The organism is Methylibium sp. (assembly GCF_965279545.1).
Lineage (GTDB): Bacteria > Pseudomonadota > Gammaproteobacteria > Burkholderiales > Burkholderiaceae_C > Methylibium.
In genome coordinates, this window is the sequence record NZ_OZ257250.1 from 2,518,400 (window position 1) to 2,532,172 (window position 13,773).

Genomic DNA, 13,773 nt, shown 5'->3' on the forward strand with positions numbered 1-13,773 from the left:
CTCCGCCGCCTGTCCATCGCCCCCTCCCGGTCCAACGCCATGAACCTGAACGACATGAAGATCTCGACCCGGCTCACGCTGGGCTTTGCGGCGATGGCCGCGCTGATCGCCCTGCTCGGCGCACTGAGCCTCTTCAAGGTGACCGGCATCCAGAATCTGTTCGTCTTCGTGATGGACGACCACTATCCGAAGATCCAGGTGGCCACCGACATCCGCCTGGCGGACAACGAAGTCTCGCTGGCGATCCGCAACCTGTTCGTGGTGAGCGACCCGGCCGACGTGAAGGCCCAGTACGACACGATCGCCAACAGCAGCAAGCGCACCGACGCGGACTTGGACACCCTCCAGCGCACCATCATCAGCGACAAAGGCAAGGCCGCCCTGGCCACGCTGACGGCCGCGCGTGCCGACTACCGCGAGCCGCGCGACCGGGTGATCGACCTGCTGCGCAGCGGCAAGATCAACGAAGCCAAGCTCGCCCTGGTGCGCGAGGTCACGCCCAGGCAGATGGCCTACATGAGCCACCTCGACGAACTGATCCAGACCCAGGAAAACCAGATGACGGCCGCGGCCGACGAGGTGAACCAGGCCGTCTCCAGCACGGTGTACAGCGTCACCGCGCTGCTCGTCGGCGCCTTCGTGATCGCGGGCCTGCTGGCGCTGTGGCTCATCCGCTCGACGACCCGGCCGCTGGCCGAGGCCACGGCCATCGCCCGCGCCGTGGCGGCGGGCGACCTGGCGATGGAGTTCGAGGCCAAGGGCAAGAACGAAACCGGCGTGCTGCTGGGCGCGCTGCACGACATGAAGACCCGGCTCGCCGCGATCGTGGCCGACGTGCGCCGCAACGCCGAGAGCGTGGCGACCGCCTCGGCACAGATCGCCCAGGGCAACAACGAACTGAGCGCACGCACCGAAGAGCAGGCCAGTGCGCTCGAGCAGACCGCGGCCTCGATGGAAGAACTGTCGAGCACCGTGAAGCAGAACGCCGACAACGCCCAGCAGGGCAACCAGCTGGCGATGGGGGCATCGACCGTCGCCATCAAGGGCGGTCAGGTCGTCGGCCAGGTGGTCGACACCATGAAGGGCATCAACGACAGCTCGAAGAAGATCGTCGACATCATCAGCGTGATCGACAGCATCGCCTTCCAGACCAACATCCTCGCGCTCAATGCCGCCGTGGAAGCGGCGCGGGCCGGCGAGCAGGGCCGCGGCTTCGCGGTCGTGGCCTCCGAAGTGCGCAGCCTCGCGCAGCGCAGCGCCGACGCGGCCAAGGAGATCAAGGGACTGATCACCGCCAGCGTCGAGCGCGTCGAACAAGGCAGCGCACTGGTCGACCAGGCCGGCACCTCGATGAGCGAGGTCGTCGCCTCGATCCGCCGCGTGACCGACCTCATGGGCGAGATCAGCTCCGCCAGCAAGGAGCAGAGCGCCGGCGTGGCACAGGTCGGCGAGGCGGTGACGCAGATGGACCAGGCCACGCAGCAGAACGCCTCGCTGGTGGAAGAAAGTGCCGTCGCGGCCGAAAGCCTCAAGGCCCAGGCCCAGCAGTTGGTCCGGGCGGTGGCGGTGTTCAAGCTCGCGAAGGGCGACACCGGCGGGCAGAGCCTGCCGAGCCCGGCCCGGCTCGCGCTGTCGGCCCCGGCCGCAGCGCCCGCCGCGCCGCTCGAGCGGCGCGGCCCGAACCGCGCGACGAACGTGGTGCGCCCGGCGTTCCAGGCCCAACCCGCCGCGACACCGGCACCGGCCGCCGCCGACAAGAACGGCACCGACGACTGGGAAACTTTCTGATCGCAGGGGTATAACGGTCGCTCCGGATCGCTGAACCGGCACGCCCCCGGGCGTTGCAGCGAGGCCCGACTCCCGAGGACCCCACTCCGCATGGACTCGATCATCCGACGTCGGGCAACGCAGATCGCGCTGGGTGTCGCCGCGATGTATGCCGTGGCCGGCATCGCCTGGATCCTGCTCTCCGACATGCTGGTGCTGAAGATCTCCAGCGACGTCACCTGGCTGATGCATGCGCAACGCTACAAAGGCATCGCCTTCGTCCTGCTGAGCGGGCTGCTCGTGGCCGCGCTGGTGCGCACCGGCAACATCGCCCTGCTCAAGGCACAGCAGCGCCTGCAAGCCGGTGAAGTGCGCGTGCAGGACCTGTTCCAGCACCACCCGAAGCCGATGTGGGCCTTCGATGAGGAAACGCTGCGCATCGTCGCGGTGAACCAGGCTGCGGTCGCGCACTACGGCTACACCGAAGCCGAGTTCCTGGGCATGCCCGCCACCGACATTCGCCCGTCGCAGGACGTGGCGCAGATGATGACGATGCTGCGCCGCCGGCCGCTCGCCCCGCACCACGACGCGGGCGTCGTGCGCCATCGCAAGAAGAACGGTGAACTCTGCCAGGTGCACGTCAGTCTGCACCGGATCAGGATCAAGCACCGCGACAGCGTGCTCGTGATCGCCGACGACGTGACCGAGGAGGTCCGCTCGCGCGAGGCGCTGGAGCGCCAGGAAGCCCAGTTCCGCCAGCTGCACGACAGCCTGCAGGAGGCCTTGTGGATTGCCAGGGCGGACGGCCGCGAGATGCTCTACGCGAGCCCGGCCTTCGAGAAGATCTACGGCCACGACGCAGCCTCGATGATGCGCGACCCGTCGCTGTGGATGTCGGTCGTGCACCCGCAGGACCGCCATGTCGCCGAAGCGTCGCAGCGGGAGCTCGCGGCGCACGGCAGCGCGCAGTGCGAGTACCGGATCCGCCGGCCCGACGGCAGCGTGCGGCGGGTGTCCGATCGCAAGCGGCGCATCGTCGACGCCGACGGCAAGGCGCGGCTGATCGGCGGCATCGTCGAGGACATCACCGAGCTCACGGCCGCCGCCCAGGCGCTGCAGCAGTCGAACGATCAGCTCGAGCAGCGGGTCCGGGTGCGCACCGCGGAACTGCAGTTCGTCAACGAGGAACTCGACGCGTTCACCCGCACGGCGGCGCACGACCTCAAGACGCCGCTGAACGCCATCACCGGCTTCATCGGCCTGCTGCGCGTGCGCCACGCTGCGGCGCTCGGGCCCGACGGCGACCAGATGGCCGGCTACGTCGAGAAGTCGGCGCGCGGCATGGGCGAGCTGATCAACGACCTGCTCGCCCTGTCGCGCGTGACGACGCACGAACTGCAGCTGATGCAGGTCGACCTGAGCGGGCTGGCCCGCCAGGTCATCGCCGAGCTGCGCGCGGCCGAGCCCGCGCGCCGGGTCGAGACCCTCGTGCCCGACGGACTGCGCGCCGAGGCCGACCCGGGACTCGTGCGCTCGCTGCTGACCAACCTGATCGGCAACGCCTGGAAGTATTCCAGCAAGCAGAACGTGGCCGTGATCGAGCTCGGCGGCACCGACTCGCCGGACGGACCCGAGTTCTTCGTCCGCGACAACGGCGTCGGCTTCGACATCCAGCACGCCGACAAGCTCTTCAAGCCCTTCCAGCGCCTCCACGCGTCGCCGGATTTCGCCGGCACCGGTGTCGGGCTCGCCACCTGCCAGCGCATCGTGCGGCGCCACGGCGGGCACATCTGGCTGACCTCGGCCCCCGGCCGCGGTACCACCGTCCACTTCGCGCTGTCGAGCCGAACCACCGCACCGACCCCCGAAGAAATGCCGAGGGACTCGTACTTCGCGACGCTCGGCTGATGCCGCAGCCGGCGCCGCCGCGCAGCGCCCCGAGCGACTAGAGTTGCCGCCACCCGAGCTTTCAAGCACCCGCCCCTCATGGCCTGGCACGGCAGCCTCGACCTGCACTACCGCTGCGACACCGACTCCCCTGCGCCCCGCACCACCGGCCGCGGCGTGCACAGCGGCCCGCTGCGCGTGCTGCGCAGCCTCTACCCCGAAGGCCCGGGCATCTGCCACCACGTGCTGGTGCATCCGCCGGGCGGCATCGTCGGCGGCGACGAGCTCGCGCTGAAGGCGCAGGTCGACGCCGGCGCCCACGCCTTGCTCACCACGCCCGGCGCCACGCGCTTCTACCGCAGCGGCGGCGAGACCGCCGTGCAGACGCTGAACGCCCGCGTGGCCGGCGGCGCGCGCCTCGAATGGCTGCCGCTCGAGACCCTGGTGCACGACGGCGCGCGCGCCCGCAACACGCTGCGCTTCGAGCTCGCACCCGGCGCCGAGATGATCGGCTGGGACCTGCTGGCGCTGGGCCTGCCGGCGGCCGGCGAGACCTATGCGCGCGGGCGCTTCGAGCAAGGCATCGAGGTGAGCAGCGCCGCCCCGGTGTCGTGGCTGGAACGCGGCGTGCTCGACTTCGACGACCCGCGCCACGCGCCCTGCACCCGGCGCCTGCTCGCCAGCCCGCTGGGCTGGGCCGGCCACACGGTGCTGGCCACACTGTGGTTCGCGAGCGGCAGCCCGCTGGCCGCCGCGCGCCGCGACACCCTGCTCGACGCCGCCCGCAGCCACATGACCGCCGACCCGCTGCAGCCACTGGGCGTCACGGCGCCGCACGACCACGTGATCGTGCTGCGCATGCTCGGCGCCCGCGTGGAGCCGCTGATGCAGCTGCTCAGGTCCGTGCGCGGCGGCTGGCGGCGGCAGGCCTGGGGCTGCGAAGGAGCGGAGCCCCGGGTGTGGCGGACGTGAGCGGCCGCCCGGCCTGACCGGATCGCGGCCGACGGGCGGGCGCTGCAGCCCCAAAAAGGCACCATTGCGGTGCCCGGTAGCAAGCAGACACAGGGTTCGCAAGCCTGCATCGTGTCGTAACAAGCTGATTTTTTTGCAGCGCACAATCGGCATTAACCTTGCTGCTCGTGCTGCAAGTCCGGGCTGTCAACCCGGCACAAGCTTCTTCAGCGGTTCCCGGCACCCATCGGCTTGCACGCTGGTTCGCGCCTCAACGACCATGGGGAAATCCAAGAATGAGTTCAGCTGAGGCGCTCCGCCGGAGCGCCCCGTCCGCCTTGCCGCCGCAGCGTGGCGCTGCCACGGTGGTCGATGCCGATCGCCGTGCCCGGCGCGTCGTGGCGGTGCTCGTGTGCGCGGCTTTGCTGGCGCTCTACGGCCCGACCGTCCACGACCTGGCCGGCGGCCTGTGGCGCAGCGATGCCCAGGGCCACGGCCCGGTCGTGCTGGCGGTCGCCGCCTGGCTGTTCGTGCGCGGTCTTCGCCAAGACGCCGCGGCACCCGCCGCCCCCCGCCCCCGCCCCCGGACCGGCGGCCTGCTCCTCGCCATCGCGGTGCTCGCCTACGTGCTGGGCCGCTCGCAGGGGCTGCTGGCGCTGGAGGTGGGTTCGGCCGTGCCGCTGACGCTGGGCGGCGTGCTGCTGCTGCGCGGCGGCGCGACGGCACGGCGGCTGTGGTTCGCCTTCTTCTTCCTGCTCTTCCTGGTGCCCCTGCCGGGCTCGGTGGTCGATGCCGTGACGCAACCGCTCAAGATCGCCGTCTCGCACGCGGCCGAGCAGTTGCTCTACTGGGCCGGCTACCCGGTCGCGCGCAATGGCGTGGTCATCACCATCGGCCCTTACCAGCTGCTGGTGGCCGACGCCTGCGCCGGCCTCAACTCGCTGTTCATGCTGGAGGCCTTCGGCCTGCTGTACCTGAACGTGGTCCGCCATGAATCGGTGCTGCGCAATGCGGTGCTGGCCGCGCTGATCGTGCCGATCTCCTTCACCGCCAACACCCTGCGCGTGGTGCTGCTCGCGCTCGTGAGCTTCCACCTCGGCGACGAGGCCGGCCAGGGGTTCCTGCATTCGTTCTCGGGCATGGTGCTGTTCGTCGCAGCGCTGCTGCTCATCGTGGCCGGCGATTCGCTCGCGCGGGCCCTGGCCCGCAGGGGCCCGGGACGCCGCGACCTGCCGGCCACGGCGGGCGCGCGGCCAAGCCCGGCCGCACCGCCGGCCGCACCACTCGCCGCCGGTGCCACGCGCCACGCGGCCGCCCTGCTGGTGCTGAGCCTGCTGGCGGCCACCGGCGCATGGCAGCTCGCGCCGCGGCTGCCCGCCGCCGCCGCGTTGCCGGACCTCGCGGCCGCCATCCCCACCCGGTTCGGCGACTGGACGCTGGTGCCCACGCCCTACCCGCAGGTGAACCTGGCGGTGGCCACGCCGGGCGACAACAGCACCGACCGACCCTACGACCAGACAGTGATGCGCACCTACGCCAATGCCGCCGGCCAGCAGGTGATGCTGGCGGTGGCCTACGGGCGCAACCAGCGGCAGGAGGTCAAGATCCACCGGCCCGAGCTCTGCTACGCGGCGCAGGGCTATGCGGTCACCGCGCAACGGCCGGCGTCCTTCAGTGCCATCGGCGGCAGCTCGACCCCGGTCACCGGCCGGCAGCTGTATGCCGAAAGCGCCCGGGCGCACGAGGCGGTGGCCTACTGGATCCGCATCGGCAACCTGTACAGCGACAGCGCCTGGGCGACGCGCTGGCACATCGTCGCCGAAGGCCTGAAAGGGCGCGTGACCGACGGCGTGCTGGTGCGGGCGTCGATGCTCGTTCGCAGCGGCGAGGAAGCCGAGTCGGCCCAGGCCCAGCTCAGCGGCTTCCTGCGCGAGCTGGTCGACGCAACCCCCGAGCCCGCGCGCGCCCTGCTGGTGCGATGAACCGATGAAGACGATGACCCACCGCTCGCCAGGCCGCCTGCTGTACCGCTGGCTCGCTCCATTTGTGCTGCTCGCCTCTTTAGCCACAGCATCGACTGCCCAGGATGCCTCCCCGCCTAAGCCCGGTTCGCGTCCGTTCGGGGACTCGATTGGTCTGGTGGTCAAGTTCGCACAGGGGCAACCGATGTCCGACTTACCTTCACTGACGGAATTGAAGGTCAGGTGGGTACGGGACCTCGTGCGCTGGGCCGAGATCGAACCGCAACCTGGCAAGTTTGCAGACTTCTCGCCTGCCCTGAAGAAGCGCCTAGAGTTCTATCGGAAAAACGACATCGGGCTGGTTGCGCTCCTTTGGTTCGCCAACGAAAAAGCGTACCCACCCACCGCGGCGGAGCCAGCGCGCAGCTACGACCCGGTGAGCTTTGGTCGATTTGCCGCCAGGGTGGCCAGCATGCTCAGGGAAGCAGGCGTCAAGTTCGTGCTGGAGGTAGGCAACGAACCCCACAACTCATCCCTGCCCAAGCTGCTGGGTGGTGCGTGGAACGGAAAGGCCCCTTCACCATGGGTCGATCACTACGTCCGCATGGTCAATGAAGCGGTTCAACAAGTGAAGGCGCTAGACCCTTCGGTCAAGGTGCTGAGCGACGATGACATGTGGGTCGTTCATTACTGGTTCTTGCAGGCCGGACTGCCAGCGACACTCGACGGATTTGCTGTACATCCTTATGCAGAGACACCCGAACGCGCCGCAGTAGCTCACGATACCGACTGGACACGGCCGTTTGTGGTCGTTGATCGGGATCGCTCGTTCGCCTCCGCAGTGCGGCGTTTGCGGGAGGCCGGGTACGCGAAGCTGGGGAAATCGCCGGAAATCTGGGTCACTGAGTGGGGTTGGCCCGTCGCTGCCGACGTATTCCCGAAGTTCGTATCCGAGGAGGTTCTGGCCGGCTACCTCCCCCGCTCTTTCATCGTCGGCGTCGCAGCAGGTGTTGAAGTTGTGTGCTGGTTCTCGTCTCAGGACACGGTAGATGGTCCGATGGGCTTGACCAACAACCAAGGCCATCGGCGCAAGAGCTATCAGGCCTTCAAGGTCATGAGCGAGCAACTTGGAAGCTACCACCTTGTACGCCAAGTACCCGGCACGCCGAACGCGCAAACAGGCATTCAAGCCTATCTTTTCAAAGGCGAAAGGAATCAGAAACTGGCGCTATGGAGCACTGACGGTCAACCGCGGCACATCACGCTCCGTGCCGACGCCGCAGTAGACGCACTCGGCCACGAAATCCCTGCCAAATCCGGAGAGACATCGCAGATGTCGATCGGCCCCATGCCGGTGTACATCACAGGAAGCTGGACAGATGAATCGATCAACAACGCTATCACCGACATCAAGTGACGCGTCCGACATGGCCGCAGACCTGATCACCACGCAGACTCAAGTTATGCGTGAAGGCTGGGTCGATAGCGCCAAAGGAGTAGGAATAATCTTGGTCGTCGTTGGTCACGCCATCGGCGGCATGATCGATGCAGGATTGCTTTCGCGCACTGGCCTCGCAAATGAGGTCTTCTTCGCCATCTACACCTTTCACATGCCGATGTTTTTCTTTCTTTCGGGGCTGTTCGTAGCAAGACGAATTTCGGCAGATCGGAGTGGATTTCTCAAGGCAACATTTTTCAGAATTCTTTGGCCTTACCTGCTATGGAGTGTCATACAAACCACACTGATACAAGCATCGGGGCAGTTGGTGAACCGACCGGTTGAGTGGGGGAGCTTCAACTATCTGTCTATTGTTTGGCAGCCCGCTTCGCAGTTCTGGTTTCTCCATGTTCTCGTGCTTCTGAGCATTTTCAGCTACCTGATAGTTCCGCACTTTGGCGTCAGGGCGTTGGTGGTGTTTGCCGTGACTCTCTTCGCGGTTCCTGAGATCGCTACGTTGCCGGCAACGCTCAAGTTGGCCTGTCACTTTGGGCTGATGTACGCGTTGGGTGTGGCGAGTGGACAGTTCCAAGAGCCCGGTCAACTAGCAACGAGAGGCACGCGCAGCGTGGTCGGAATAGCTGCTTCAGCGACCGCGTGGCTTGCCATCGTTTCAGTTCTGCTTGATCGCGGTGAGCGCTACTGGACCATCGCCGCTTTACCAGCAGCGATTTCGGGGAGCGTCGCTTGGCTCTGGCTGTCTGCGACTCCGCTCGTAACGAATAGCGCTCTGGTGCGCATGCTAGGGCAACGGTCTATGGTGATCTATCTACTCCATGTCCTCTTCGTTGCCAGCACACGGATCGTGTTGGACAAACTGGTGGGCCTCACGGAACCCGCGGCAATCCTCGCAGCAGTAGTTCTGGCTGGGCTGATCGGCCCGCTTGTCATTTACTCCGCTGCGAGCCGCCTAAGAATAGTCAGGAAATTGGGTCTGGGTTGAGGCACAAAGCGTGATCCCAACGTATTTCTCGCTGTTGATTCTGATTGCAAGCTTATGTGCGCCTGGAACACGCATGATCTCAGTGTTCGTCATTGCTTGCCTGTTCGGTGGATCTGCGGCCATCTCTTTACCAGCACTCGGTGGAGCCCCCATCACACCAGCCGTTTTTGCTCTACCCTTCCTGATGTTTCGCGCGGTGCAAACTTGCGGACCACACGCTTTGGTTGAGCACGCAGCCGATCCAGGCGCCGGTCTTTGGCTATTGCTAACGATTATTTGGGGCGTACTGAGCGCCTATTTCATGCCGCGATTTTTCGCGGGGGATTTACTGGTCATGTCGACCGATCGAACCGCCGTGTTGACTGCGGTAGCCGCCGCGCCTCTCAAGCCCAGCACGACCAACTTGACACAAGCCTGCTACGCCATTGGCGGTTTCTGCGCGTTCGTGTCGATGCGTGCCTTGCTCACGCTCGGCGACGGGTTGTCACGGCTTCGAAATGCTCTGCTCCTCTTGGCTGCGCTCAACATCCTGGCTGCCCTCATTAACTTGGCTGAACACCACCTTGGCATGCCCAGTGTCATGGAATATGTTCGCAACGGCGGCTACGTCATGATGGATGGTGGTGAGGTGGGGGGACTCATTCGGATTTCCGGCACATTTCCGGAGACTTCGGCGTTCTCGGCGTTCACCGCACCCTTGTTTGCGTTCCTTGCCAGCCTTTGGCGCAGTAAGCAGAGTCGCCCCTATTCTGGTTGGCTGGCGTTGATTTCTTTGGCACTGCTAGCGTTCTCCACGTCGACCACGGCATACGGAACGCTGCTGATCTACTTTTCATTGCTGGGCGTCGCTGCAATGTGGCGTGTGTTGGTGCTGCGCGTTACTCCGGCAGTTGGCATGACCGCCGTCTTGATATGGTGCGTTGCTGTCGCTGTGTGTTGCGTCCTGCTGCTCAAACCGGAGTTAGTGACGCGGATCACAGACTTCTTCGATATCACCGTCGTGCGCAAGCTCGAGAGCAGTTCAGGAGTCGAGCGCAGCTCATGGAACGCACAATCGTGGAGCAACTTTATCGACACCTACGGTATCGGCGTGGGCTTGGGTAGCGCACGTGCGTCAAGCTTTCTAATCGTCTTGTTGTCGAATCTTGGTGTTATCGGGACAACGTTCTTCACCGTCTTCGTGGTCCAAGCGTTTCGCAGGGCATCCCGCTTTTCACCCGAACCAACAGCACCTATTGCGCTTGCAGCAGGTCATGCAATGTTGGTCACGCTGATTGCTGCTTCCGTATCGGGCACGGTGTTTGACATTGGGATCGCCTTCTACGCTTTTGCCGCCGCCGCCGCCGCGGGAAACGCATCGGCCTTCGCTTCGCAACGCCCGCAAGAAGCGAGAAGCGCTCATGTCTGACGTACTGGACCGTGCATCACTGCCCCAGGTGTTCATCAACGGCCGTTTCCTCAGCCAGCGCGTCACGGGCGTACAGCGCTACGCCCATGAAACCCTCCGCTGCCTCGACGATCTGCTGGGCCAGACCGAGCAGCGCTTCGCCCGCTGGACCCTGCTGGTGCCTCCGGGCGTCGATGTCCCCCCACAGCGGAACATCGAGGTGAGGACAGTGGGCCGCCTGCGGGGGCACCTGTGGGAGCAGATCGAACTGCCGTGGTTTGCGCGCAAGGGCTTGCTGTTCAGCTTCGGCTTCACCGGCCCGCTGGTCAAAGCGCGACAGATCATCACGGTGCATGACGCCGCGGTGGTGCGCATGCCCCAGGTCTACGGCTGGCGCTTCCGTGCCTGGTACCGACTGGTGGTGGGATGGGTGGCCGCGCGCGCACCGCGCGTGCTCACGGTGTCGAAGTTCAGCGCCGACGAGGCGGCCGCCTGCTTCGGCATCGCACCCGAGCAGTTGAGGGTGACGACAGAAGGCTGGCAGCACCTCGACAGCGTGGTGCCCGACGACAGCCTCCTCGACCGCCACGGGCTGCGCGGCAAGCCTTTCGCCCTGGCCGTCAGCAGCCCCACACCCAACAAGAACTTTGCCGCCATCAGTAAGGCGCTGGACTTACTGGGAGCCGATGCGCCGCGCTGCGTGGTGGTGGGTGCCGCCGACGCCGCCATCTTCCAATCTGCAGGCAGCGGCGACGCGCTGCTGCGCGTGGGCTATGTGACCGACGGTCAACTCAAGGCCTTGTACCAGCACGCCACCTGCTTCGTGTTCCCTTCGTTCTACGAGGGCTTCGGCATCCCCGCGCTGGAGGCCATGGCCTGCGGCTGTCCGGTGATCGCCTCCACCGCGCCGGCACTGCGCGAAGTGTGTGGCGAGGCGGCACTGTCCTTCGACCCAAGCTCTGCGCCCGCGCTGGCCGACAGGCTGCGCCAGCTGTTCGACCAGCCCCCGCTGCAAGCCCGGCTGCGCGCCGCCGGGCTGGAGCGCGCGAAGGCCTATTCATGGCGCCAGGGGGCCCAGCTCAACCTGTCGGCCGTACGAGAGGTGCTCGACACATGAGTGGCCAACGCCCCGATGACCTGGCTCGCCCATCAGCCCCAGGCGAACTGCCGATCACCACGCTGCCATCGGAGCTGGACAGCACACCCGGCAGCCTGCCAAGCGAAGCGGTATCGACGCGCAAGGCGCTGGTCTTCGTCTATGCCGGCTACCTGCTGCGCTACCTGTACCTGCTGGTCCTGATCCCGTTTTACGGGCGCGTTCTGGGCGCCGGAGAGTATGGACGCTTGCTGGCCGCGATGTCGCTCTACCAAGTGGTCTGGCTGCTCTGCGAGTACGGCTTCCCGATTGCCGGTGCGCGGGACGTGGCTGCCACCACGGACCGCTCCCGACTGGCTTCGCTGTATGGCCAGCACATCGCCGGGCGGCTGTGGATGGCCGTACCCGGCATCGCCATCGGACTGGGCGGGACGCTGCTCTCGCCATTGTTCAATGACGAACCGCTGCTCGGCATACTCGCAACCCTGAACGGTCTGGCTGCCGCATTGAACCTTGGTTGGTACTTTCAGGGGATCCAGCGATTTCGCACTTCGGTCGCACTGGAAGTGGTGGGCTTCGCCATCAACTTGCCCGTGATCCTGTGGTTTGTTTCAGGGCCAGGCGATGCCTGGATCATTCTGGCAACCCTGCTGGCTTCCAGTCTTATTTGTGTCACAGCGGCCCATGTGATTGCCAAGCCCACGATGGACCGAAAGGGCGTACGCCTGCGCGGCGGCTGGCAACTGGTTAGGGGCTCCACTGCGCTGTTCGCGCACAAGGGCGTCACCATGATGATGGCGAGTTCCTCCACCTACCTTCTTAGCCTGTTCGCTAGTGCATCGCAGGTTGGCTGGTACGGCGCGGCCGAACGCCTGGCAGCCGTGGGGCTGAGTCTTATGCAGCCAGCCAATCACGTGCTGGTGGGCACCGTTTCGAAGCGAATCAGCACCAAGTCAAGCGAGGCATCAGCCTATCGGCTGATGCGCAGTTCCTTTTTGGTGATGACCGGGTTTGGTGTGGCGTTGCTTCTTGGTACCTTGTTGCTGGCCAAACCCCTGGTGCCGCTGATCCTGGGCCCGGCGTTCGGCCCGACGGTGGGGATGCTCAATGTGCTGGCCCTCATGTTCCCCTTCGTCGCCTTCGCCCAGGTGGTCTCGGGCTATGTGCTGATACCGCTACGCAGGGACCGGCTGATGTCGGCGATAAGCCTGTTTGGTGCATTGGTCACCGTGGCATTGATCTTGATACTCGCCCACTACCGCGAGGGTTTCGGCGTGGCGGTCGCACGAACATGTGGCACGGTCGCACTGGCTGCAGCATTGCTGTTCGTGCTGCACCGAGAACGACTGTTGAACAGGATCTGGCACGCATGACTCAAGGCACAAGAGTGGTGATCGGCATCGCAACCGCCGGGCGACGGGAGCAGATGCCCTTGACGCTGGCACAGCTTGCTCGGCAGCGCGTGATGCCGGATCGGATCGTCGTGTGTCCCGCGAACCCGGCCGACTATGACGAAGCAAACTCCTTCCTCGTCCCTTGCCCGGTGCAGGTGGTGCGTGGTCCGCGAGGTTCCTCCGCTCAGCGCAACACCATCATCGCCGCATGCCATGACGCCGACGTGCTGCTGTTCATGGACGACGACTACTACCCCGCGCCCGACTACGTCGAGCAGCTCGCCGCGGTGTTCTCGGACAATCCAGACATCGTGATCGCCACGAATCAACCCGTGCGCGACGGAGCGACCGGCCCTGGCATTCCTCATCGTGAAGCTGTACACCTGCTTGACGAGTTGCCTTCACTCAACACAACGACACCGCAGGTTGCGCCAACTTATGGGGGGTACGGCTGCAATCTGGCTGTGCGGGTTAAGTCGCTTGTCGAGCACGCTGTCCTGTTCGATATCAATTTGCCGCTGTATGGCTGGCTCGAAGACATCGACTTCAGCCGGCGCCTGGCTCTCTGTGGTCGCGTTGTGGCGTGCTCGGCGCTGAGAGGCGTCCACCTCGGCACGAAACGCGGCCGCACGTCGGGACTTCGCTTCGGTTACTCACAGGTCGCGAATCCGATCTATCTGCTTCGCAAGGGATCGATGTCGAGTACCTACGCATTGAGACACGTCGGAAAGAACTTTGCCATGAACCTGCTGCGCGCCCTGTGGCCGGAACAATGGGTCGACCGGAAAGGCCGCCTGAAAGGCAATTTGCTGGCCATGAGGGACCTGCTGCAGGGCCGCCTCGATCCGCGCCGCATCCTTGGTCTGGAATGACCCCGAGCGAAGGAGGA

The 13,773-nt window shown here is 65.5% G+C and carries 10 protein-coding genes; all 10 read left to right on the top strand.

Annotated features, from left to right (window positions below):
* The first annotated feature begins 39 nt into the window (after window positions 1–39).
* Complete coding sequence (locus ACQY9S_RS11695; RefSeq protein ID WP_428419877.1) at window positions 40–1,788, top strand: methyl-accepting chemotaxis protein; 1,749 nt, start codon at window positions 40–42, stop codon at window positions 1,786–1,788.
* 90 nt (window positions 1,789–1,878) lie between these two features.
* Window positions 1,879–3,675, top strand: coding sequence for a sensor histidine kinase (locus ACQY9S_RS11700; protein WP_428419878.1), 1,797 nt, complete (start codon window positions 1,879–1,881; stop codon window positions 3,673–3,675).
* A gap of 78 nt (window positions 3,676–3,753) precedes the next feature.
* Entirely contained in the window at window positions 3,754–4,626 is an 873-nt protein-coding gene (locus tag ACQY9S_RS11705) for an urease accessory protein UreD (protein WP_428419879.1), read from the top strand.
* A 275-nt stretch (window positions 4,627–4,901) separates the two neighbouring features.
* Window positions 4,902–6,587, top strand: a complete 1,686-nt coding sequence (gene xrtB, locus ACQY9S_RS11710; RefSeq protein ID WP_428419880.1) for an exosortase B — start codon at window positions 4,902–4,904, stop codon at window positions 6,585–6,587.
* 4 nt (window positions 6,588–6,591) lie between these two features.
* Window positions 6,592–7,983 (top strand): hypothetical protein, encoded by a 1,392-nt coding sequence (locus ACQY9S_RS11715; RefSeq protein WP_428419881.1) that lies wholly within the window; start codon window positions 6,592–6,594, stop codon window positions 7,981–7,983.
* A 10-nt stretch (window positions 7,984–7,993) separates the two neighbouring features.
* The gene (locus ACQY9S_RS11720) at window positions 7,994–9,007 is read left to right on the top strand and encodes an acyltransferase family protein (protein ID WP_428419882.1); all 1,014 of its coding nucleotides are present in this window, start codon (window positions 7,994–7,996) and stop codon (window positions 9,005–9,007) included.
* A 73-nt stretch (window positions 9,008–9,080) separates the two neighbouring features.
* Window positions 9,081–10,415, top strand: a complete 1,335-nt coding sequence (locus ACQY9S_RS11725) for a hypothetical protein (protein WP_428419883.1) — start codon at window positions 9,081–9,083, stop codon at window positions 10,413–10,415.
* Window positions 10,408–11,511 (top strand): glycosyltransferase family 4 protein, encoded by a 1,104-nt coding sequence (locus ACQY9S_RS11730; protein WP_428419884.1) that lies wholly within the window; start codon window positions 10,408–10,410, stop codon window positions 11,509–11,511. Before ACQY9S_RS11725 ends, ACQY9S_RS11730 begins: the two co-directional genes overlap by 8 nt.
* Window positions 11,508–12,863: a lipopolysaccharide biosynthesis protein gene (locus ACQY9S_RS11735; RefSeq protein WP_428419885.1), complete on the top strand. Its 1,356-nt coding sequence runs from the start codon at window positions 11,508–11,510 to the stop codon at window positions 12,861–12,863. The genes ACQY9S_RS11730 and ACQY9S_RS11735 overlap by 4 nt, the downstream gene beginning before the upstream one ends.
* Window positions 12,860–13,756, top strand: a complete 897-nt coding sequence (locus ACQY9S_RS11740; protein ID WP_428419886.1) for a glycosyltransferase family 2 protein — start codon at window positions 12,860–12,862, stop codon at window positions 13,754–13,756. Before ACQY9S_RS11735 ends, ACQY9S_RS11740 begins: the two co-directional genes overlap by 4 nt.
* Window positions 13,757–13,773: the final 17 nt, after the last annotated feature.